Here is a 22,495-nt window from a genome sequence, read left to right on the forward strand (position 1 = left end):
CGCTAAACCTGCCAACCCTTATAAAGGAAAGCTGCCTGTTCGTTGCTCCTTAGAGCAGTTCAGTTTTTCACTGAAGCGCAGAACCGCTCTATCCTTTTGTTTTTACGCAATTTCGGACGGAAAACCGTTTCACACTTTTCCTGGAATTGCTCTAGGTCACCGGGCTGAAGTCGGCGGCAAGCACCGCATCCTTGAGCGCACGCGAGTAGGGATGCTGCGGGTTGTCCAGGACGGTACGGGCCTGTCCGCGCTCGACGATTTCGCCTTTGCGCATGATGATGATGTTGTCGCTGATGTAATAGGCGGTGGCGAGGTCGTGGGTGATGTAGACGATTGAGAGCCCGAGCTCGTTTTTCAAGCGGCCAAAGAGGTTGACGATGGCCATGCGCAGCGATGCGTCGACCATGGAGACCGGTTCATCTGCCACAAGCAGGCGGGGTTGCGGGATCAGCGCGCGGGCGATGGCGACGCGCTGAAGCTGGCCGCCCGACAATTCGTGGGGAAACCGGCCTTTCACCTCTTCAAGGGTCAGGCCGACATGGATGAGCGCGGCATCCGCCATCCGCTCCGCCTGCTCTCGGTCCGGCCGTTTTCCCGAGAACGAAAAATTGCGGGCGGTCTCGAAGAGATAACGGTCGACACGTTTCAGCGGATTGAAGGCTTCGAAGGGGTTCTGCAGAACCGGCTGGACCTCTTTCATGAACGCCCTGCGCTCGGCTCTGCTATGGATGGCGACGGTCCTGCCGCTGAATTGAAGCTCGCCTTCCGTTGGTTCGGTCTGGCCGAGGATCATCGCCGCGATCGTCGATTTTCCCGAGCCGGATTCGCCAACGATTGAGAGGATCTCCGGCTCCTCTCCCAGTTCGAAGCTGACATCCTTGACCGCCGTGATCAGGCGCCGGCCGAGCATGCCGCCCTGGCGGTAGACTTTCGTCACATGCGAGAGACTAAGAAGAGCACTCAAACCTGATCTCCCGTAACGGCAAAACACGCCACGCGCCGCTGCGGCTCGACGGTGACGAGCGGCGGAACCTTCTGCGAGCAAATCTCCATGCGCTTCGGACAGCGCGGGTGAAACCGGCAGCCTTCCGGCGGCATGGCGAGGTTCGGCGGACGACCCTCCAGCGAAGGGCGGGCCGTCGCATCGCCGATGCGCGGCAGACTGCCGACGAGGTGCTGCGTATAGGGGTGGAGCGGCATGTTGAAGAGTTTGGCGGTCGGCGCTTCCTCGACTAGACGCCCGGCATAGACAATGCCGATGCGGTCGGAGACCGTCGCGTGAACCCCCATATCATGGGTAACGAACAGGAAGGACGAGCCCATCTCGCGCTGGATTTCGCGGATCATCGACAGAACGTCGCGCTGAACGATCACGTCGAGTGCGGTCGTCGGTTCGTCGGCGATGATGAATTCCGGCGTCAGGATCGTCGCCAGTGCAATGGTCATGCGCTGGCGCATGCCGCCGGAGAGCTCGTGGGGGTAGGCGTCGAGCAGATGCGGATCCAGCTTAAGCCGCTGCAGATGGGTGGCGACCCTTTCGAAAAACTCGCTCTTGCCGACCTTCATGTGGCGAAAGGCGAAATCGGTGAAGGAGTGACGGATCCGGCGCACCGGATTGAGCACATTCATCGAGCCCTGCATGATATAGGACAGATGCCGCCAGCGCAGCGCCAGGCGCTCTTCCGGCTTCATCGCGTAGATATCCTGGGTGCCGCCGTCGAAATGGAATGTCACTTTCCCGGACACGACCCTCAGCGGCGGCCGGATTGCGCCGGCGATGGTCTTGATCAATGTCGTCTTGCCGCTGCTCGATTCACCGGCAACGCCATAGACCTCGCCGCGGGCGATCGTCAGGCTGATATCGTCGACGGCGCGCACCTCGCGATCGACGCCGTAGAGGAAGGCACGGTAATAGGCTTTCAGATTCTCAATTTCGACCAAAGGATCCATACTAACTTCCCATCCGGTTCAGCCGGCTGCGCGGATCATTGTATTCGTTCATCGACATGGACAGCAGGAAGAGCGCCAGGAAGAGGACGACGATGACGGCGACGGGGGCGGCCACCCACCACCATATGCCTGATATCAGCGCCGAATGCGCATTGGCCCAATAGATCATCATGCCCATGGTCGGCGTCTCGATATCGGTGAAGCCGAGCACCGACAGGGTGATCTCCATGCCGATCGACCAGATCATGTTGTTCATCGTGGTGGCAAAGACGATCGGCAGAACGTAAGGCAGGTGCTCCTCGACGAGGATCTTGCGCATGCTCATGCCGGAATAGACGCTTTGGGTGGTGAAGGATCTCGTCTTCAGGCTGATCGCTACCGACCGGATGAGGCGTGCGTCATAGGACCAGCCGAGCGAGGCCATGATGACGATCAGCGCCGTCCAGGTCATGCTGTCCTTCAGTACGAAATAGAAAAGGATCAGCAGCGGAAATTGCGGGATGACCATGACGCTGTCGTTGATGGCCATCAGCACCCGGTCGACCGCACCGCCGGCATAACCGGCGACGAGGCCGACGACCAGCGAGATGATGCGTGAAATGAAGGCGACGCCGATGCCGAAAAACAGGGTGTTGCGAAGGGCGGTCGTCAATTGCCAGAAAACGTCCTGGCCACGCGATGTCGTGCCGAGCCAATATTCGCCGTCGGGCGGCATATCGGGCGGTAGAAGATAGATGTCCGTCGCGCCGTAAGGCGAGAAATAGGACACGACTATCAATCCGACGATGACGGCAAAGAGCAGCAGGCCGCAGAGGAATTCCATATTCTGGCGTGCGAGGTCGCGGACGATCGTAAACATGTTCTATTCCACCTTGATACGCGGATCGATCAGCGGGCTCAGAATGTCGATGATGAACACGGCCGCGGCAACGCCGACGATCGACAATGCACTGAGGCCGAGCACCAGGCTGTAATCGCCGGCATGCACCGCTTCGATCAGCAGGTTGCCGATGCCCGGATAGCCGAAGACGATTTCGGTAATGACCGTGCCGTTGAAGATCGCGCCGAGCGACATGGCAAGCCCGGTAAATTGCGGCACCATGGCATTGCGGGAGATGTAGGAGCGGAGAATTTTCCGTTTGGGAACGCCGCCGAGTTCGGCGAAGACGACATAATCCTCGGTGATGATGTTGGATACGAGGGCGCGCATCCCGATCAGCCAACTGCCGGTTCCCACAAGGATGAGAGAAAAGGCCGGCAGGATGGAGTGCTTCAGTATATCGAGGACCAGGGCGAAGGAGAGGTCCAGATTGGCGTTCATCTCGTAGCCGCCATTGATCGGCAGCACCGGCCAGAGATAGCCGAACACAATCAGAAGCACGAAGGCGAGAATATAATAGGGAATGGGAAGCAGCGCGATGAAGACGAGGCTGACGGCCTTCATCACCATATTCTTCCGGTAATAGCCGGCGAGCGCGCCGATCGCATTGCCGAGCACGAAAGTGATCAGGGTCGACATCGTCATCAGCCCGATGGTCCAGGGCAGGGACCGCAGAATGATAGTGGAAACGGGTGTGGGAAAAGCCGATAGCGAGGGACCGAGATCACCGGTCGCAAGCCGAAGCCAGAAATGCAGGTATTGCTGCCAGATCGAGCCCTCCATTCCGTAAAGCTCGCGAAGCGACTGGCGCATCAGTTCGATCGCATTGGGATCGGACTGCCCCATCTGCGTGATGGCGCCTATGCTTTCTTCGACCGGATCGATCGGGGTCAGGTGGGTGACGAAGAATGTGATGGTCACGCCAAGAAATACGACGAGCAGAAACTGACCGAACCGCTTCAGCACAAAGAGCAGATAAGACGTCATAGGGCAGTGGTTCCTCTCTGGTTCCCTTCATCGACAGGAAAGGATCGACGGACATGCCACATGCCCGTCGATAGGGGGCCGGCGCGCAACACTCGCGCCGGCGTTGGGAGGATTATTTCGGTTGTGCCGGCTTGAGTTTGACCATCATCAGCCTGGAGTTTGCCCAATTCGGCACTGGGTCGGTATAGGGGTCTGATATCGTCGGATAGCCGGTCCAATAGGTCGTATCCATCGAGGTAAAGACGTTATACGACATCAGCGGGATCGTCGGCATTTCGCGGGCGACCAGCTTCAGATAATCCTTGCCGAGTTCGACGCCCTTCGGATCGTCGGCGCTGATGCCGCGGATGCTTTCGATGATCTTGTCGAGCTCCGGATTGCTCCAGCGCTGCCAGTTGCGCGGCGGCTGATTGTCACCCTTCTTGGCCACGAACTGCGAGTGCCAGCTGTCGAGGAAGAACGACAGGTCAGGATCGCCGCCCCAGGTCTCGACGCTCCAGGCAATCGCCACCTGGAAATCGCCGGGCTGGAGTGCCACCTGCCAAAGTTTCGCGGCCGGCACGGCTTTGGCGTCGATGCCGAATGCGGCCCATTGCTGTGCGATCAGCGTTCCGGCGCGGGTGAAGACCGAGCGTGTGTCGCCTTCCACCGTCATCCGGATCTTGAAGGGCTGTCCATCAGGGGTCAGCCATTTGCCGCCGGATTTCTTGAAGCCTGCCTTCTCCAGCAGTTCGCCGGCAGCCTTCGGATCCGGTTTCCACCAGCCATAGCCGAAGGCACCGCTGATTGCCTGCGGGTCGGTCGGGATCTGGTCCTTGAACTTCGGCTGCTTGCGCAGAATATCGGCGATCTGTTGCCCGACCGTCGGGTCATAAGGCTTGATCTTGCTCTTGCCGGTATCGATCTCGAAATTCTTCAGCCAATCCTGCATCGGCGCCTGATAGTCCTTCATCGTGGCCGCCGTCGGCGGCACGCCGAGCGCCGAAAGCGTCGCTGCCCCGCGATAGCTCGCCATGTCGACCGCCTTGATGTCGATCAGCAGGGCAAGCGCCCAGCGTACATCAGCGTTGTCAAATGGCGGATCCTGCGTGTTGAAAATGACAGCCGGAAGTGTCGGATCCGGATGGGCGAAGGGGAAGCCCGGGAACCAGGTTTCGATCGACTTGGATTTCTCCTTGAGGGTGAACATGCCCTCTGGCGTATTGTCGTGGATGATATCGAGATTGTGCTCGAGCTGGGCGATCGTCCGCTTATCCGGCGGGCCGGGATCGGTATAGGTCACGTATTTCGGGGCCGGCTCGCCGAAGCGGGCAAGCGAGGTCCGTTGCCAGTCGTCACGCTTCTCCCAGGTATACCATTTGCCCTGGGGATCAAACGACTTGAGCTTGTATGCGCCGAGCGAGACGGGATTGGCGAAGTCATAACGAAGCGGATCTTCGACTTTTTCGAAGACATGCTTGGGCATGATCCAGGCGCCGTTCCAGCGAACGGTGAAAATGGCGTGGAAGCGCGAATTGGGCTTCTTCAGCTTGAACACGACAGTCGAGGGGTCGGTCGCCTCGACGCTTGCCACCTGCACCGAGAAGGCAGCACTCCAGACCATGCCGGGGTGATCCATCTGCGTCTTGACGGTGTAGACCACGTCGTCTGCCGTGAACTCCACGCCGTCGCTCCAGAAGAGCCCCTTGCGCAGTTTCACGGTCATCTCGGTGAAGTCGGCATTATATTGCGGCTTGTCGGCAGCCAGCGAATTGTCCCAGGTCGCGCCGCCAAGCCCTTGTTCGGGATCGATATACCAGAGCGTATCCATGGTCAGCTGCTGCAGGCCGGTCGATACGCCGCCGCCGCCATTGACCCAGATGTTGAACCAGCCGGGATTTTTGATCGTCCCTTCCGGATTTTCGACGATGAGCGTCTCCTTGCGCGGCAAGGAGGTGTAGTCATCGGCCTTGGCCGTCGCTGTCAGGCCGAGTGCGGCCAGCGCGACGCCAAATGCGAGCCTCTTCCACTGTTGCATGAACTCCTCCCTAGAAAGCGACGATCCGGCGGCCGCAAAGGCACGCATGGGCACGTCGCGGTTGTCGGTTCGCAGAGGCCTCAGGACTCAAGGTCCAGAGCTTCGGCGAACCATCCCTCCGGCTCCCTGCCTCCTCGCAGCGAGCCGAAATCTCAGCCGGTGGCCAATCGTGGCTTACCCGGCGGCGGCTGTCACACTGACAGCCGGATGACGTTGTAGGACAGCGGCTTCAGCGCCGCCCGCAACCGTCCATCCTCAATCTTTCCACTCTCGACATTGACCGGAGCGACCGTTTGCGGCCGCGCAGCCGTGTTGACGGCTTCCAGATCACCGTGGGTCATTTCCACCTGCTCGACCACGCGGGCATTTGTGAAACCTTCCAGCCGCACATCGAGATCGAGCGCCGCGCTCGGATGACGATTGACGGCAAAGAAGGTCAGGGTCTTGCCGTCCTCGGAATGGACTGCCGATACGTCGAGATAGGGAACGTCGTTCTCCTCGTCGCTGTCATAGGTCGGACCATCGACGACCAGCTGCAGTGCCGAGCCGCGGCCATATCTGGAGGCGTAATAGAAGGGGTAATAGATGGTCTGGCGCCAGGCGGCGCCGCCGTCCTCGGTCATGATCGGGGCGATGACGTTGACGAGCTGCGCGATGCAGGCGATGCGTACGCGGTCGGAGCGACGGATGAAGGTGTTCAAGATGCCGCCGACCTGCAGCACGTCTTCGAAATTGTAGATGTCTTCCAAGAGATGCGGCGCATCCGGCCATTCGTCGCGCGCCAGGATCTCCTTGTCCTGCTGGTTGGAATGATACCAGACATTCCATTCGTCGAAGGAAATGCCGATCGTCTTCTTCGAGCGTTTTTTCGCCTTGATGTAGTCGATCACGCCGCCGATCGTGGTGATGTAGCGATCGAGCTTCGTCGCGCGGGCGAGATAGTTAAGCGTATTTTTCTCGCGGTTGGCAAAATACATATGCAGCGAGATATGGTCGGCGCTGTCATAGCACTGCTCGAGGACCTGGGCCTCCCATTCCGGATAGGTCTTCATATCGGAATTGGACGAGCCGCAGACCACGAGTTCGAGCGACTTGTCGAAGCCGCGCATGGCCTTCGCCGTCTCATCCGCCAGCCGGCCATATTCGTAGGCGGACTTGTGACCGACCTGCCAGGGACCATCCATCTCGTTGCCGAGGCACCACAATTTGACATCGTGCGGATTGGACCAGCCGTGCTTGCGGCGCAGATCCGACCAGTAGGTGCCGCCCGGATGATTGCAATATTCGAGGAAATTGCGGGCTGCATCCAGGCCGCGTGATCCGAGATTGACGGCGAGCATCGGCTTGGTGTTCGCCTTCTTGCACCAGTCGACGAATTCATTCACGCCGATCTGGTTGGCTTCGCGGGTGCGCCAGGCAAGGTCGAGGCGAACCGGGCGCTCCGCACGGGGCCCGACGCCGTCTTCCCAATTATAGGCCGAGACGAAATTACCGCCGGGATAGCGGCAGTATGGCGTGTCAAGATCACGCACCAGATCGAGGACATCCTGCCGGAATCCATCCTCATCGGCCGTCGGGTGTCCGGGCTCATAAATGCCCCCGTAGATCGCCCTGCCAAGATGCTCGAGAAATGAACTGTAGAGCCTGGAGTCAATGGTCGCGATGCGGAAATCGCGGTGAACCACAACGTTCGTCTTCAACGGATCCTCCCGTTTATATATCAGATATTTTGTTTTCTTGCCTCTAACTTGATATCAGGAATGTTGTTCTGTCAACCAAGTTGCGACTTTAATCATACTAATAGGGATTTCAGAAAAAAGTGTCTATTTACAGTTATTTGGCTGACTTTATCGGTCGTCGCAACTGGAAAGAATCGTGATATTTAAATCAAGATTTCCGATTTTGATTTTTCAGACGTGTAGCCGCATGATGATATCGCGGCCGTGATTTCCGAAGCCGCGACCGAAAATATTGACGCCGCCAGTATGGCCGGCATTTTCTGCGATGCCGACCCGGAGCCGGATGGAGGAATGCTGGGCAAGCGCGAGATCGCTGAGCGTGACATTCGAGGCGGCCATACCGTCGATGAAGGTGCCGCGCGTGGAGATCCGCCAGGTCTTCATCATCCCATATTGCGAGCCCTCGAGCTTCCACCATGCCGGCGTGAAGGCGCCGCGCTTGTCGCCGTAATCGCCAGGGGACGTCCAGGTTCCGATCGCCATTCCATTGACCCAGAGCGTTATATCCGAAGGCCAGTCCGCATTGGTGCCCGGCACCTCGGACGACAGCTCCAGCGAGAACTCTATGGCGCGGATATCCTTGTTCAACACCTTGGCGTTGTTGGGGAATTTATATTCCACATATCCCCGGCCGAACCAGACGAGCCCAGCCTGCATGCGCTGCGGATCGAGGAAATAGTCGGGGACATCGAGGGGGCCGATGACGCTCTCGGTGGAGCAAAGACCGCACGGCGCATGGACGTCGCAACTGGTGTAGAGCCCCACAGGCATCTCGACTTCGATGATATTATTGGCCCTTTGGGCTGCACTTTCCTCGAAGCTGATCAGAATTTCGCTGTAGATCGCCGAGCAGATCTTCTGGTTTCCCTTCCGGGCCTTCGTCAGCTGGGAATCGACCAGCCGGGCGTCTTCCAAAATCTGGATCCCGGTGGCGACAGTCGATTGAGGAAGAGAAAGGGCACGCGCGATATCGTTGATATTCATTGGTCCCTTGGCGCAGAGCAGCTTGAGCATCTCCAGCCGCGCCGGCGCCGAAAGCGCGCGTATCGCATCATTATTCTCGCCGGCGGCAATGGTCAAAAACGAGCGTTCCATCATTCCCCCACTATTTCCGATGAAATGATGTATATCTGAAATCATGATACATCAAGTGGGAATGCTTCGACGGGTTTGATTGTTATTATTGAGAAAGACGTCATTGGTCCTGGGCATTTCTTGAAATTCAAGGCGTCCTAATGCCCGGTCGCCTCGGGCTGCAGATCGGCATCGGTCAGAGTTTTGAGGAAAGCGACGATGTCGTCGATTTCGGGATCGGTGAGGGCAGGCGCGTCGCCCGGCTTCCTGCCGAAGGGCGGATCCTGGTTGAGGTTATCCCAATAGGCCTGCGGCAGGTCGTCATATTTCCGAACCGTGCCATCTGAATTGTTCGGATACCAACGGCCGGGATCGTTGTCGCGCGTCGCATAGAAGGAGACGACGTCGCGCAGCGAGTGGAAATAGCCGTTGTGGAAGAAGCTCTGCTTCAGCGCGACATTGCGCAGCGTCGGGGTGCGGAACAGACCGCAATATTCGCTGCGCCCGGCAAAGTCGGTGCGCAGAGGGCCGCAAAGGCCGAGATCGTGATAGTTGGGATCGTTGTTGGCCGGGACCGCCATGTTGCGGGGTGCGGCGAGCCCGAGGAAGCCGAAATCGGAAAATTGCGGCGGCTCGCCGTCACTGGCGGGTTCGCTTAAGTGACAGCTCGAACAGTTGCCCTTGGCCGGGTCCTCGAACAACTGCCGCCCGCGCAGCTCCTGCGCTGTCAGCGTCGCCTTGCCGGCGAGAAAGGCATCGTAGCGGCTGGAATAGGGATAGAAATCCGGGGCGCTCTGTTCGAAGGTGGCGAGCGCCTCGGCCGCGGCGTCGAAGGCATCCTGAGGATTGTCGAACACCGTCTCGCCGAATGTCGCCTTGATATCGTCGGCATAGGCGGCCTTCTGCAGCTTCGCCACTACCTCGGCCGCATCCCTGTTGCCCATCTCGAAGGGCGAAAGCAGCGGGATCTTCGCCTGATCGGCGCCGTGATCGACCCGGCCGTCCCAGGTCAGGCCGCCCGTCGGGCCGTTGTCGACGCTTTCGTCTCCCTCGTCCTCGGAATCGTAATAATGCTCGGTGAAAGCAGGCACCGATTGCAGGTAACGCAGCGTCGGAACGGCGCGCAACCCCGGCTGGTCCAGATGTTCGCCGCCCATTTCGATTGGCGTCGCCGATGCCGGGCCGAAGGCATGAGCCGGATCATGGCAGGACGCGCAGGCCTGGAGCCCCGAGGCTGACAGTGAGGGATCTGAGAATATCTTGCGGCCAAGTGCGGTGAGCGTTTCGGCCCGGGCGAAGGCGTCAGTGCGCGACATCGGTCCGGGATGAACGCCTGCAGCGGTCGCCGCGCTGCTTTGCCGCAGGGGAAGAATGGCAAGACCAAGCGCCACGGCACCCATGCCGACGGCCAGGCCGGAGCGCACAAGCCAGATCATCCTCGTCGTCATGGTAATGATTCCAATAAGTTAGCACTGGTTTCCGCCATGATCGAACCTCGCTGCAACAAATTGATGACGGCGATCCTCCTGCGGCATCACGGCAACCCCTGATGTCACAAAGTTGATAGATGGCCGGAATAGCGTCGAAGGGCCCCCGAGCGTTCTCCGCTCCCTCTAGCCAACGCCCCCCTAGCCATGAGGTACCACCGTGAAAAGACTGAAACTCCTCCATTCGATCTGTCTCGCCGGATCGGCCATCGTGCCGTTTGCGGTGGCGACGGCAACCCATGCGGCGCCGGCCGGTTACGACAAGATCGACAATGTCGTCGTCATCTATGCCGAAAACCGTAGCTTCGATAATCTCTACGGCAGCTTTCCCGGCGCCGATGGGCTCTCGAACGCGACTGCCGATCGCGCACGCCAGCTCGACCGCGACGGCCAGCCGCTGTCCGAACTGCCGCCGGCCTGGGGCGGCCTCACCGCCAAGGGTGTCTCGCCTGCCGTCACCGAGGCGCAGTCGGCCCATCTCGCCAACGCCTCCTTCGCGATCGACGATCCGCAGGGCTTCGCAGAGGCGCCTTCGGTCATCACCCGCGACCTCTGGCATCGCTTCTACCAGGAGCAGATGCAGATCGACGGCGGCAAGAACGACAAGTTCGTCGCCTGGGCCGATTCCGGCAGCCTGGTCATGGGCCATTACGACGGCTCCATCCTGCCGATGTGGCAGGTCGCCAAGAAATACGTCATTGCCGACAATTTCTTCCAGGGCGCCTTCGGCGGTTCGTTCCTCAACCATTTCGCGCTGGTCTGCGCCTGCACGCCCTATTATCCCAACGCCGACAAGAGCCCGGCCAAGCCCACCATCGCCAAGGTGGATGCGGATGGCACTTCGCTGACCGTGGCGGAGAACGCCCCGAAGTCGGCGCTGGACGGCGCACCGAAATTCGTTTCCGACGGCACGCTGACGCCTGACTTCTACGCCGTCAACACCATGCAGCCGCCCTACCAGCCGAGCGCCAATCCGCCGGCCAAGGATGGTGACGCGGCCTATGCCGATCCGGCGGCCGCAACGACGCTGCCGCCGCAGCACGAAATCACCATCGGCGACCTGTTGTCGCTGAAGGGCGTCAGCTGGGCCTGGTATAGCGGCGCCTGGCGGGCAGCCCTGGACGGCAAGAATGCCACCCCGGTGCCGAACTTCCAGTTCCATCACCAGCCGTTCAACTATTTCGCCAATTTCGCGCCCGGCACCCAGGCGCGTGCGGATCATCTGAGGGATGGTGGCCTAGGCGGTGAAGCCTTCCTTAGGGATATCGACGACGGCAAGCTGCCGGCGGTTTCCTTCTACAAGCCGCAGGGCAACCTCAACGAACATGGCGGTTATGCCGATGTTTCGAGCGGTGACCAGCATCTTGCCGATGTCGTCTCCCACCTGGAGAAGAGCCCGCAATGGGGCCATATGCTCGTCATCGTCACCTATGACGAGAATGGCGGCTTCTGGGATCACGTCGCGCCGCCGAAGGCCGATCGCTGGGGCCCGGGCAACCGCATTCCGGCCTTCATCATCTCGCCCTTCGCCAAGGGCGGCATGGTCGATCATACGCAGTACGACACGACGTCGATCATCCGCTTCATCACCGCGCGCTACGATCTGCCGGTGCTGCGCGGCATCGTCGCCCGCGACAAGGCGCTGCGCAACAACGACCGGCCGCCGATGGGCGACCTGACTGCCGCGCTCGACCTGACGCATTGACCGATTATGAGCCGCCCCGGCGCTGGCCGGGGTCGCTTTCCCTTCAGGCTTACCGTCACCGCCGCAGCAGCGGCCGCAATGCCGCCTGCGTTTCCTTCAGCAGCGGCAGATAGCGCTCCTTCATCTCCGCCGCCGGGACGAGGGCGGCCGGCGCGCCGATATTGATCGCCGCGACCGTTTCGCCACGATCGTTGTCGATGGGCACGGCAATGGAGCAGAGGCCGATCTCCAGCTCCTGATCGATAATGGCATAACCCTCGGTGCGGACACGGCGGAATTCGGCGATCAGTTCATCCGGATCGGTTCTGGTATTTGCAGTGTTTTGTTTCAGCTCGCTGCGGGCCAGGATCGCGCGGGCCTCGCTCTCGGTAAGGGCTGCGAGCAGCACGCGCCCCATCGAGGCGCAGTAGGCGGGCAGGCGGCTGCCGGGGGTGAGATTGATCGACATGACGCGGCGCTGCGAGGCGCGGGCGATATAGACGATGTCGGTGCCGTCGAGCACCGAAGCCGAGGCGCTCTGGCCGGCCTTTTCCGAGAGAAGATCGAGATGTGGCTGCAGCAGCGCCGGCAGCGGCGTCGCTGAGAGATAGGCATGGCCAAGGCGCAGGATCTTCGGCGTCAGCGTGAAGAACTTGCCGTCATAATCGGCATAACCGAGTTCGGCGAGCGTGAGCAGCGAGCGACGCACGGTGGCGCGGTCAAGCTCCGTCAGCTTGGCGGCCTCGGCAATGGAAAGCCGCTGCCGCGTTTCACCGAACGCTTCGATGACCTTCAGGCCGCGGGCAAAGCCGCTGACGAAATCCGTTTCGCGCATGGGTCCAGTCTCCAATGGATTCATTTACTTTGTGCGATATATGAACAAATGTCAAATAGCGCACAAATACATTGCCGCTTGGCCCGCCGCCCTTTATGTCTACGCCAGAGGACGGGATGGAGAGTTCCCGATCGCATAGCCAAGGAGAGATCCCGCATGGACAAGACAGTCGGGAGCACGGCGGAAGCCGTCTCAGAGATCGGTGATGGCGCGACCGTCATGATCGGTGGTTTTGGTGGCTCGGGCGCGCCGATCGAGCTTATCCATGCCTTGATCGACAAGGGTTCCAAGGGACTCACCGTGATCAACAACAATGCCGGCAACGGGCGCATCGGTATCGCGGCGATGATCGATGCCGGCATGGTGCGGAAGATGATCTGTTCATTCCCGCGGTCGTCGGATCCGCGCGCCTTCACCGATAAATATCTGGCCGGCGAAATCGAGCTCGAGCTGGTGCCGCAGGGAACGCTTGCCGAGCGCATCCGCGCCGGCGGAGCCGGCATCCCGGCCTTTTATACGCCGACGGCCTACGGCACCGAACTGGCCAACGGTAAGGTCATCGCCGAATTCGATGGCCGCCATTACGTGCAGGAGCGCTGGCTGAAGGCCGACTTCGCGATCGTGAAGGCCGAGATCGGCGATATCCAGGGCAACCTCACCTACAACAAGGCCGGCCGCAACTTCAATCCGCTGATGTGCATGGCCGCGGCGAAGACCATCGTCCAGGTCTCATCCATCGTTCCGGCCGGCGGCATCGATCCCGAGCATGTGGTGACACCAGGCATCTTCGTCGACCGCGTTGTCGCCGTCCCCAGTCCCCAGCAGGAAGAAGAGCTCATTCGAGCCGGAGTGGCCTACGTATGACCATCGACACTCGTGAAGACATCAAACTTTCCAATGCGCAGATCGCCTGGCGCGCCGCGCAGGATATCGCCGATGGCGCCTATGTGAACCTCGGCATCGGCTTTCCCGAAATGGTCGCCCGCTATCAGCCGCCCGGCCGTCAGGCGATCTTCCACACCGAAAACGGCATCCTGAATTTCGGCGAGCCGCCGGCGGCAGGCGAGGAAGACTGGGACCTGATCAACGCCGGCAAGAAGGCGGTGACGCTGAAGCCGGGTGCCGCCTTCTTCCATCACGCCGATAGCTTCGCCATGGTGCGCGGCGGCCATCTCGACGTTGCGATCCTCGGCGCCTATCAGGTCGCCCAGAGCGGCGACCTCGCCAACTGGCGGGTCGGCAGCAAAGGCGTGCCGGCCGTCGGCGGCGCCATGGACCTCGTGCATGGTGCCAAGCAGGTCTGCGTCATCACCGAACACGTCACCAAAACAGGCGAGCCGAAGCTGGTGGGGAAATGCACCTTCCCGCTGACCGGCGTCGCCTGCATCACCCGCGTCTATACCAGCCACGCCGTCATCGACATTGTGAAGGGACGCTTCGTCCTGCGCGAGAAGCTGGCCGCGATGTCGCAAGAGGAATTACAGGCGATGACCGGCGCGCCTCTGCACGTCGAGGGCCCGGTCGGCGACCTCGTCGTGCCCAAACTCTGAGGAAAAGCCATGACCGAAGCCTTTATCTGCGACTATGTCAGAACGCCGATCGGCCGCTTCGCCGGCTCGCTGTCCCAGGTGCGCGCTGACGACCTCGGTGCGATCCCGCTGAAGGCATTGATGGGACGAAACGGTGCCGTCGATTGGGAGGCCGTCGACGACGTCATCTTCGGCTGCGCCAACCAGGCGGGCGAGGATAACCGCAATGTCGCGCGCATGTCGGCGTTGCTCGCCGGCCTGCCGATTGCGGTTCCGGGCACGACGATCAACCGGCTCTGCGGCTCCGGCATGGATGCGGTGATCACGGCGGCGCGCGCCATCCGCTCTGGCGAGGCCGAGCTGATGATTGCTGGCGGCGTCGAGAGCATGTCGCGCGCGCCCTTCGTCATGCCGAAGGCCGAGACGGCCTTTTCACGGGCCGCCGAAATCCACGACACCACGATCGGCTGGCGCTTCGTCAACCCGCTGATGAAGAAGCAATATGGCGTCGATTCGATGCCGGAGACGGGTGAGAACGTCGCCGCGGACTATCATGTCAGCCGCGAGGATCAGGATGCATTCGCGGTGCGAAGCCAGGCGAAGGCGGCTGCCGCCCAGGCGAACGGACGGTTGGCGAAGGAGATCACCCCGGTGACCATCCCGCAGCGCAAGGGCGATTCTGTTGTCGTCGACAAGGACGAGCATCCGCGCGTGACGACGATCGAAACGCTGGCGAAACTCGCCACGCCGTTCAAAAAGGAGGGCGGCACGGTGACGGCTGGCAATGCCTCCGGCGTCAATGATGGGGCGGCGGCGCTAATCATCGCTTCCGAAGCGGCGGGACGGAAATACGGCCTGACGCCGATTGCGCGCATCCTCGGCGGCGCGGCCGCCGCAGTTCCGCCAAGGGTGATGGGTGTCGGGCCGATCCCGGCCTCGCGCAAGCTGATGGCACGGCTCGGCATGACCGCGGAGCAGTTCGATGTGATCGAACTCAACGAGGCCTTCGCCAGCCAGGGACTGGCGGTGCTGCGCGCGCTCGGGATTGCCGATGATGACGCGCGGGTGAACCGCAATGGCGGCGCGATCGCACTCGGCCATCCTCTTGGCATGTCGGGCGCACGCATCACCGGCACGGCAGCGCTCGAGCTTCTGCAGACCGGCGGAAAATATTCGCTGTCGACCATGTGCATCGGCGTCGGGCAGGGGATCGCGATCGCCCTTGAAAGAGTTTGAGGTCGGGACGCTTCCAGCTTTTGCCGGAGGCTGCCGACCCGTTGCGCGCGGCGCCCGGTTTCGTTAGAGATCGGGCATGCTGATCCGACCCGCAGACAAGAACGATCAAGGCGCCATCTGGAGGATCATCGGTCCGACCATCCGCGCCGGCGAAACCTATGCGCTCGATCGCGATCTGACTGAGGCCGATGCGCTCGCCTACTGGATGGGACCGGACCGCGAGACCTTCGTCGCCGAAGAGAATGGCGTGATCCTCGGCACCTATTACATCAAGGCCAATCAGGCAGGCGGCGGCCGGCATGTCTGCAACTGCGGCTACATGACCGACGCTGCCGCGAGCGGCCGGGGCGTCGCCCGCTTGATGCATGAGCATTCCCTGGAACATGCCCGCTTGCGGGGCTTTCGGGCGATGCAGTTCAATTTCGTCGTTAGCAGCAATGAACGCGCCGTCGCGCTGTGGCAGTCTCTCGGCTTCGATATTGTCGGCCGGCTTCCTGGCGTGTTCCTTCACCCTACGCAGGGCTATCTCGACGCATTGGTGATGTTTCGTACCCTCTAAGTGCGACGAAAAAAGATGTGAGTGCGCTGTCGAATTCGCAGCGGTTCAAACGTCTTTGGATTGCAGGCGCGAAATGTGGCAGGCTTGCCGCATGCGTCGCGATCACTCTGTCGGCATGGAGGTTATGAAGCCATGAGTGTTTCCTATCGTTGGGTCATCGTCGCTGTGGGCGCTTTGATGACATGCGTTGCGCTCGGCTCGATGTTCTCGCTGGCGATTTTCCAGGAGCCGATTGCAACGGCGACCGGCTGGTCGCATGTCGGCATAGCGAGTGCGATGACGCTGAACTTCATCGTCATGGGCTTCGGCGGATTCTTCTGGGGTGCGGCAAGCGATCGCTTCGGCCCCCGCGTCGTCGTGCTGATCGGGTCGGTGCTGCTCGGCCTGGCGCTGGTCCTCGCGAGCCGCGCCGAGACGCTGCTGCAGTTCCAGCTGACCTACGGTATCCTCGTCGGATTGGCCGCCAGCACGTTTTTCGCGCCGATGATCGCGGCGACGACCGCCTGGTTCGACGAAAACCGCGGGCTTGCGGTGTCACTCGTCTCCGCCGGCATGGGCGTCGCGCCGATGACGATCTCACCCTTCGCGCGCTGGCTGATCTCAGCCTATGAATGGCGGCCGGCCATGTTGATCATCGGCGTCGCAGCCTGGGTGCTGCTGGTGCCGGCCGCGCTTCTCGTCAGGCGCCCGCCTGCCGAGACCGCCGATACCGGAACCGAGTTCGCAGCCGACGGCGCCCCGCCGCAGCTGTCGAAAGTATTTCGATCGCCGCAATTCATCGTGCTTGGCCTGACCTTCTCAGCCTGCTGCGCAGCGCATTCCGGGCCGATCTTCCACATGGTCAACTATGCGACGATCTGCGGCGTAGCACCTATGGCGGCCGTCAGCATCTACAGCGTCGAGGGCCTGGCGGGACTGGGCGGCCGGCTGCTCTATGGCAGCCTTGCCGACAGGATCGGGGTGAAGCCGGTGCTGGTCGCCGGGCTGCTGGTGCAGGCGGCAGCACTTGCCACCTATCTCTTGGTCAGCCAGCTCGGCGAATTCTATGCGCTCGCCATCGTCTTCGGCAGCGCCTATGGCGGTGTGATGCCGCTCTATGCCGTGTTGGCGCGGGAATATTTCGGGCCGCGCATCATCGGCACCGTCTTCGGTGCTGCAACGATGCTCTCCAGCCTCGGCATGGCCTTCGGCCCTCTGATCGGCGGCTGGATATTCGACACTTTCGGCAATTATTCCTGGCTGTTCATTGGCTCCGCAATGGTCGGGTTGGGGGCTGCGGCAATAGCGCTGGCATTCCCGCCTCTTGCCGGCCAAAAACCACAGCCGGCCTTTGGCGTGGCTCCGTAGCGAGACCCCTTTCGGTGCTCGCACGCAATCTCAGGCGGCCGTCGGTGACGATGGCCGCTTGCATGAAAACCGCGTAGCGCTTCTATGGCGATGCAATCTCGCTCTTTCGTGCATTGCCCTTCGTCGATTTCCCCTAGATACTTCTCCTATTCGTTTCATCACCTATGTCCTTGGTTTTTCGGGAGGCTATCGTCGCCATGGTCGAACTTGCGCAATCGCTCGCATCCATCAAGCTGCCGGACCTGTCCGGCAAGGCCGTGCTGATCACCGGCGCCTCGACCGGGATCGGTGCGGCACTCGCCCGCGCCTTTGCCGCGCAGGGGGCCAAGGTTGGTGTGCATTACAATGCCAGCCGCGAACCGGCGGAGAAGCTTGCAGGCGAGATCCGGGCTGCCGGCGGCACGGTGCATCTGATCCAGGGCGACGTGTCGAGGGAAGGCGAGACCGAGCGTGTCGTCGAGGAGACGGCGAAGACCTTCGGTCATCTCGACGGGCTCATCAACAATGCCGGCGGCATGCTCGGGCGCAAGCCGACTTCGGAATATACCGACGCGCATTATGCCGCGGTCATGGACCTCAACGCCCGCTCGGTGCTGGCGGCAACGCGTGCGGCGCATCCCTGGCTGAAAAAGCAGGGCGGCTTCATCATCAACACCACCTCGATCGCCGCGCGCAATGGCGGCGGCAATGGTGCGATCCTTTATGCGGCGTCCAAGGGCTTCGTCTCGACGATCACCCGCGGCCATGCCAAGGAATTCGTCGCCGACAGGATCCGCGTCAACGCGGTGGCGCCGGGCGTTATCGCGACACCCTTCCACGAGCGTTATACCAATGACGAGCAGATGGAGCTGCAGCGCAAATCGATCCCGATGGGCTTCGTCGGCACATCGGAGGATTGCGTCGGGGCCTATCTCTTCCTCGCCTCGCCGACGCTGTCGGGTTACATCACCGGCCAGATTATCGAGGTCAATGGCGGACAGTTGATGCCTTAATCTCCGCCTCCTCAAGAGATCTTCCCTTGCGAGCCAAGGGAACTTTCGAGCCGCCGTTACGTTTCCCGCATGGTCTTTTTATCGAGCGGGGCATTATGAGCTATTCATTTTCGGAACTCGACTTCCTCAAGCCGGAGCTCGGGGCGGAATATACGGGTTCGGGCACTCATTTCGCGGTATTCTCAGCGCATGCAGAACAGATTGAGCTCTGCCTCTTCTCGCCTGATGGCAAGAAGGAGGTGGCGCGATTGCCGCTGCCGAAGCGCGAAGGCGATATCTGGTCCGGCTATATCGCCGGCGTGGGACCAGGCACCGTCTACGGCTATCGCGCTCACGGTCCCTATGATCCCAACGCCGGCCATCGCTTCAATGCGAACAAGCTGCTGCTCGACCCCTATGCCAAACAGGTCACCGGCGAGCTGACATGGGATGACGCGCTGTTCGGTTATCAGATCGGCGAAGACGATCTTTCCTTCGACGAGCGCGACAGTGCGCCCTTTACAGTCAAGGGCGTGGTGCAGGATCCGGATTTCGATTGGGCGGGTGAAGAGGCGATCCGCCGTCCCTGGCCGGATACGATCATCTATGAGGCGCATGTGCGCGGCCTGACGATGACGCATCCGAAGGTGCCAGACCGGCTGCGCGGCACCTTTCTCGGCATGTGCAGCGATCCGATCATCGACCATCTCGTCAAGCTCGGCATTTCGGCGATCGAGCTTCTGCCCATCCAATATTTCCTCGACGATCGCTATCTCCTGGAAAACAACCTACGCAATTATTGGGGTTACCAGACGCTCGGCTTCTTCGCGCCACAATCGCGCTACATGTCCGGCGACAAGATCACCGAGATCAAGACCATGGTGAAGAAGTTCCATGCCGCCGGCATCGAAGTCATCATGGACGTGGTCTACAATCACACCGCCGAAGGCAGCGAGAAAGGCCCGACGCTCTCCTTCCGTGGGCTGGATAATGCCAGCTATTACATCCTCTCCCCTGATGATCCACGTCACACCTTCGATACGACGGGCACCGGCAATACGCTGAATGCTGCCAATCCTATGGTGATGCGTATGGTGCTCGACAGCCTGCGCTATTGGGTCGGCGTAATGCATATCGACGGCTTTCGTTTCGACCTTGCCAGCACACTCGGCCGCCAGGATATGGAATTCGACCGGCAGGGCCTGTTCTTCGGCGCCATCCGCCAGGATCCGATCCTCGCCGGTGTCAAGCTGATCGCCGAGCCCTGGGACGTGGGCGATGGCGGCTATCAGGTTGGCGGTTTTCCCCATCCCTTCCGCGAGTGGAACGACAAGTTTCGCGACGACGTGCGCCGCTTTTGGAAGGGCGACGGCGGCATGGTGTCGGAGATCTCGCAGCGCATCACCGGCTCGGCGGTACAGTTCAACCACTCGGATCGCGGCGCGACCTCATCGATCAATCTGCTGTCGGCCCATGACGGCTTCACCCTGATGGACACGGTTTCCTTCAACGACAAGCACAATGACGCGAACGGCGAGGATAACAGGGACGGACATTCGGACAATCATTCGGACAATATGGGTGCCGAAGGTGTGACGGATAACGAGGACATCAACAGCCTTCGGGCACGGCGGCGGCGCAACATGATGGCGACGCTGATGCTCTCCCAGGGCGTTCCGATGATCCTTGCCGGTGACGAGGTGGGCAACAGCCAGGGCGGCAATAACAACGCCTATTGCCAGGATAACGAGATCGGCTGGACGGATTGGTCGGGGCTCGACGACCCCTTCCTCGATTTCTGCCGGCAGGCCGTCGCATTCCGCAAAGCCCATCCCGTCCTGCGGCAAGAGCGGTTCCTGACCGGCGAGACTGCCGAGGACGGCCGCATCGAGATCGCCTGGTACAAGCCGGATGGCAGTTTCATGGACGATGGGGCCTGGAACGACGACGGATTGCAGGTGCTCGGGGTCTATGTCTCGAGGAGCGTGAATGCCCCAGACACCGAGACGATGGACGACCTCTTCCTCATCTTCAATGCCGGCGGCGATTGCGAGGTGCACCTGCCTGTCGTGAATGGGCTGAAGCAGTGGTCGAGGGTTCTCGACACGGGGACGGAGACGGATGCCTTCGAGGTGCACGAGCCGGAGAACCCGGTCATCGTCTATGCCCAGAGCGTGGCGGTCTTTGCACCGAAGGGACAGACCGAGCCGCCGAAGGGCGCGACAAAAGCCGAGCGCCGCCGCTGGTTCCAGTTCGGCCGCAGGAGCAAGTAGAAGAGACCATGAATGCCGAAGCCATCACCGACCTTGGTCTCGTCTATGTCAGCGATACTGAACCAGGCATCCGCAGACGAAGGAAGGGCAAGGGCTTCAGCTACGTGATGCCCGACGGCACGACGCTTGCCGACGAATTGCAGCGGGCGCGCATCGGCGCGCTCGGTCTGCCGCCGGCCTATGAAAATGTCTGGATCTGCCTCTACGAGAACGGCCATCTGCAGGCGACAGGCTTCGATGCGCGCGGACGCAAGCAATACCGCTACCACAAGGAATGGCAATCCTTCCGAAGTGCGGGAAAATTCCATCAGCTGATCGAGTTCGGCCGAGCCCTGCCTCGGATACGCCGCACCGTGTTGCGCCATCTCGACACCGGCGCGGAGGATGTTAACGGCGTGCTTGCGGCTTTGACGACCCTGCTTGACGAGGCGCATTTGCGCGTCGGCAACCAGGCCTATGTCAGGGAGAACGGCACCTATGGTGCAACGACGCTGCTGAAGCGCCACCTGAAGATCGTCGACGGGCAGATAGAGCTGAAATTCCGCGCCAAGGGTGGCAAGCGTGTCCAGCGCAGTCTCAAACATCCCAGGCTGCAGAAGATCCTGGAGGAGATAGCGGACCTGCCCGGCCGCCAGCTCTTCGTCTGGAAGGATGAAAGCGGCGCGCTGAAGCCAATCGATTCCGGCCGGTTGAACGCCTATCTGGCCGAGATATCGGGGATTCCCATTTCGGCGAAGACCTTCCGCACCTGGGCCGGATCGCTGGCGGCCTTCGGAGCGGCGCGCGAGACGATTGTCGGCGGCGGCCGGCCGACGGTAAAGCAGATGTCGGAAGCCGCCGCCGAGGCGCTGCACAACACACCTGCGATCTCGCGCTCGAGCTATATCCATCCCGCGATCATCGCGCTCGCCAGCAACGATCATCCGCTGATCGAGAATGGCAACGAGCCGCTGCGGGGCTTGCGGGCCGAGGAAAACAGGCTACTTGATTTCCTCACAAGCGAGATCGAAGAATGAGCCCCAGAAATCCGCCGGCAGCAGATGTATCGCTGACCCATCCCGACCGGCTCTATTGGCCGGATGAGGGCGTGACCAAGCAGGCGCTGGCGGATTATTACGCGGCGGTCTGGCCATTCATGGTGCCTTATGTCGTCAATCGGCCGTTGGCATTGCTGCGTCTGCCGGACGGGATAAAAAGCCAACAGCGGTTCTTCCAAAAACATGCCTGGAAGGGCATGAATCCGCATATCGAGGAGATCGCCGACCCGCAGGATGCGGACGGCGAAAAGCTGCTGCGCATCGCCGATTTCAACGGTCTCGTGGCGCTGGTGCAATCGGCCGTGCTCGAAATTCATCCCTGGGGTGTAACGACCGACAATTGGGAAAAACCCGATATGATCACCATGGACCTCGATCCTGGCGAGGACGTAGCCTGGAGCGCTGTCATAACAGCAGCGATTGAATTGAAGGCGCGGCTGGAAGCCCGTGGCCTGGCGGCCTTCGTCAAGACATCAGGCGGCAAGGGGCTGCATGTGGTGACACCGCTTTCGCCGAAGGCCGGCTGGGCGGAGGTGAAGGATTTCGCCCATTCGCTGGCCGAAAGCATGTCGGCCGATGCGCCGGAGAAATATCTGGCAACCGCGACGAAGGCAAAACGCGGCGGGCATATCTACATCGACTATCTCCGCAACGGCCGCGGCAACACGGCGGTCGCGGCCTATTCGACGCGGGCACGACCGGGTGCGCCGGTTTCGATGCCGCTCGATTGGCCCGATTTGGACGAGGTCAGCGGTCCGGCCGCTTTTACACTCGGCAACGTGCCGCATCGGCTGGAGACCCGGCCGAAGGACCCGTGGGGAAATTTCTTTGATGCGGCCGTGCCACTGGAATGAACGGCTCTATCCTTTTGCTTTACGCAATTCCCGGCA

Annotated in this window: 19 protein-coding genes; 10 read left to right on the forward strand and 9 right to left on the reverse strand. The window is 61.1% G+C overall.

Features of this window, described 5'->3' with window-relative positions:
* Nucleotides 1-151: 151 nt before the first annotated feature.
* The 8 genes from ACD590_RS31005 to ACD590_RS31040 all read right to left on the reverse strand — a co-directional run bounded on the left by ACD590_RS31005 (nucleotide 152) and on the right by ACD590_RS31040 (nucleotide 10,095).
* Complete coding sequence (locus tag ACD590_RS31005; RefSeq protein WP_018246416.1) at nucleotides 152-964, reverse strand: ABC transporter ATP-binding protein; 813 nt, start codon at nucleotides 962-964, stop codon at nucleotides 152-154.
* A complete protein-coding gene (locus tag ACD590_RS31010; RefSeq protein ID WP_018246417.1) occupies nucleotides 961-1,950 on the reverse strand; it encodes an ABC transporter ATP-binding protein in 990 nt (329 codons plus the stop codon). The genes ACD590_RS31005 and ACD590_RS31010 overlap by 4 nt, the downstream gene beginning before the upstream one ends.
* A 1-nt stretch (nucleotide 1,951) precedes the next feature.
* Complete coding sequence (locus ACD590_RS31015; protein WP_018246418.1) at nucleotides 1,952-2,809, reverse strand: ABC transporter permease; 858 nt, start codon at nucleotides 2,807-2,809, stop codon at nucleotides 1,952-1,954.
* A gap of 3 nt (nucleotides 2,810-2,812) precedes the next feature.
* The gene (locus ACD590_RS31020) at nucleotides 2,813-3,817 is read right to left on the reverse strand and encodes an ABC transporter permease (RefSeq protein WP_018246419.1); all 1,005 of its coding nucleotides are present in this window, start codon (nucleotides 3,815-3,817) and stop codon (nucleotides 2,813-2,815) included.
* A gap of 112 nt (nucleotides 3,818-3,929) precedes the next feature.
* Nucleotides 3,930-5,834, reverse strand: a complete 1,905-nt coding sequence (locus ACD590_RS31025) for an ABC transporter substrate-binding protein (RefSeq protein ID WP_018246420.1) — start codon at nucleotides 5,832-5,834, stop codon at nucleotides 3,930-3,932.
* Nucleotides 5,835-6,025: 191 nt separating this feature from the next.
* Nucleotides 6,026-7,534, reverse strand: coding sequence for an arabinosylfuranosidase ArfA (arfA, locus tag ACD590_RS31030; protein ID WP_018246421.1), 1,509 nt, complete (start codon nucleotides 7,532-7,534; stop codon nucleotides 6,026-6,028).
* Between the two features lie 210 nt (nucleotides 7,535-7,744).
* Nucleotides 7,745-8,671 (reverse strand): ArsR/SmtB family transcription factor, encoded by a 927-nt coding sequence (locus tag ACD590_RS31035; RefSeq protein ID WP_018246422.1) that lies wholly within the window; start codon nucleotides 8,669-8,671, stop codon nucleotides 7,745-7,747.
* Between the two features lie 134 nt (nucleotides 8,672-8,805).
* The gene (locus ACD590_RS31040) at nucleotides 8,806-10,095 is read right to left on the reverse strand and encodes a cytochrome-c peroxidase (protein WP_439004144.1); all 1,290 of its coding nucleotides are present in this window, start codon (nucleotides 10,093-10,095) and stop codon (nucleotides 8,806-8,808) included.
* Between the two features lie 199 nt (nucleotides 10,096-10,294).
* Here ACD590_RS31040 and ACD590_RS31045 point away from each other — a divergent pair, with 199 nt between their 5' ends.
* Nucleotides 10,295-11,839: an acid phosphatase gene (locus ACD590_RS31045; protein ID WP_018246424.1), complete on the forward strand. Its 1,545-nt coding sequence runs from the start codon at nucleotides 10,295-10,297 to the stop codon at nucleotides 11,837-11,839.
* A gap of 55 nt (nucleotides 11,840-11,894) precedes the next feature.
* On the opposite strand, the gene ACD590_RS31050 is transcribed toward ACD590_RS31045, so the two are convergent.
* Nucleotides 11,895-12,653, reverse strand: a complete 759-nt coding sequence (locus ACD590_RS31050) for an IclR family transcriptional regulator (RefSeq protein ID WP_018246425.1) — start codon at nucleotides 12,651-12,653, stop codon at nucleotides 11,895-11,897.
* A gap of 156 nt (nucleotides 12,654-12,809) precedes the next feature.
* Here ACD590_RS31050 and ACD590_RS31055 point away from each other — a divergent pair, with 156 nt between their 5' ends.
* The 9 genes from ACD590_RS31055 (at nucleotide 12,810) to ligD (ending at nucleotide 22,459) form a co-directional block, all read left to right on the forward strand.
* The gene (locus ACD590_RS31055) at nucleotides 12,810-13,517 is read left to right on the forward strand and encodes a 3-oxoacid CoA-transferase subunit A (protein WP_018246426.1); all 708 of its coding nucleotides are present in this window, start codon (nucleotides 12,810-12,812) and stop codon (nucleotides 13,515-13,517) included.
* A complete protein-coding gene (locus ACD590_RS31060) occupies nucleotides 13,514-14,203 on the forward strand; it encodes a 3-oxoacid CoA-transferase subunit B (protein ID WP_018246427.1) in 690 nt (229 codons plus the stop codon). Before ACD590_RS31055 ends, ACD590_RS31060 begins: the two co-directional genes overlap by 4 nt.
* Before the next feature lie 9 nt (nucleotides 14,204-14,212).
* Nucleotides 14,213-15,418 carry a 3-oxoadipyl-CoA thiolase gene (gene pcaF, locus ACD590_RS31065; RefSeq protein ID WP_018246428.1) on the forward strand — a complete coding sequence of 402 codons (1,206 nt, stop codon included), beginning with the start codon at nucleotides 14,213-14,215 and terminating at the stop codon, nucleotides 15,416-15,418.
* 76 nt (nucleotides 15,419-15,494) lie between these two features.
* Nucleotides 15,495-15,977, forward strand: a complete 483-nt coding sequence (locus ACD590_RS31070; protein WP_018246429.1) for a GNAT family N-acetyltransferase — start codon at nucleotides 15,495-15,497, stop codon at nucleotides 15,975-15,977.
* A 132-nt stretch (nucleotides 15,978-16,109) separates the two neighbouring features.
* The gene (locus tag ACD590_RS31075) at nucleotides 16,110-17,324 is read left to right on the forward strand and encodes an MFS transporter (RefSeq protein WP_018246430.1); all 1,215 of its coding nucleotides are present in this window, start codon (nucleotides 16,110-16,112) and stop codon (nucleotides 17,322-17,324) included.
* 197 nt (nucleotides 17,325-17,521) lie between these two features.
* Complete coding sequence (locus ACD590_RS31080; protein WP_020493446.1) at nucleotides 17,522-18,316, forward strand: SDR family NAD(P)-dependent oxidoreductase; 795 nt, start codon at nucleotides 17,522-17,524, stop codon at nucleotides 18,314-18,316.
* Between the two features lie 95 nt (nucleotides 18,317-18,411).
* The gene (glgX, locus tag ACD590_RS31085; RefSeq protein ID WP_018246432.1) at nucleotides 18,412-20,568 is read left to right on the forward strand and encodes a glycogen debranching protein GlgX; all 2,157 of its coding nucleotides are present in this window, start codon (nucleotides 18,412-18,414) and stop codon (nucleotides 20,566-20,568) included.
* An 8-nt stretch (nucleotides 20,569-20,576) separates the two neighbouring features.
* Nucleotides 20,577-21,584 (forward strand): DNA topoisomerase IB, encoded by a 1,008-nt coding sequence (locus ACD590_RS31090; RefSeq protein ID WP_018246433.1) that lies wholly within the window; start codon nucleotides 20,577-20,579, stop codon nucleotides 21,582-21,584.
* Nucleotides 21,581-22,459 (forward strand): non-homologous end-joining DNA ligase, encoded by an 879-nt coding sequence (gene ligD, locus ACD590_RS31095; RefSeq protein WP_018246434.1) that lies wholly within the window; start codon nucleotides 21,581-21,583, stop codon nucleotides 22,457-22,459. The genes ACD590_RS31090 and ligD overlap by 4 nt, the downstream gene beginning before the upstream one ends.
* Nucleotides 22,460-22,495: the final 36 nt, after the last annotated feature.

It is taken from the genome of Rhizobium sp. 862_C5_N1_2 (genome assembly GCF_051811205.1).
GTDB lineage: Bacteria > Pseudomonadota > Alphaproteobacteria > Rhizobiales > Rhizobiaceae > Rhizobium > Rhizobium leguminosarum.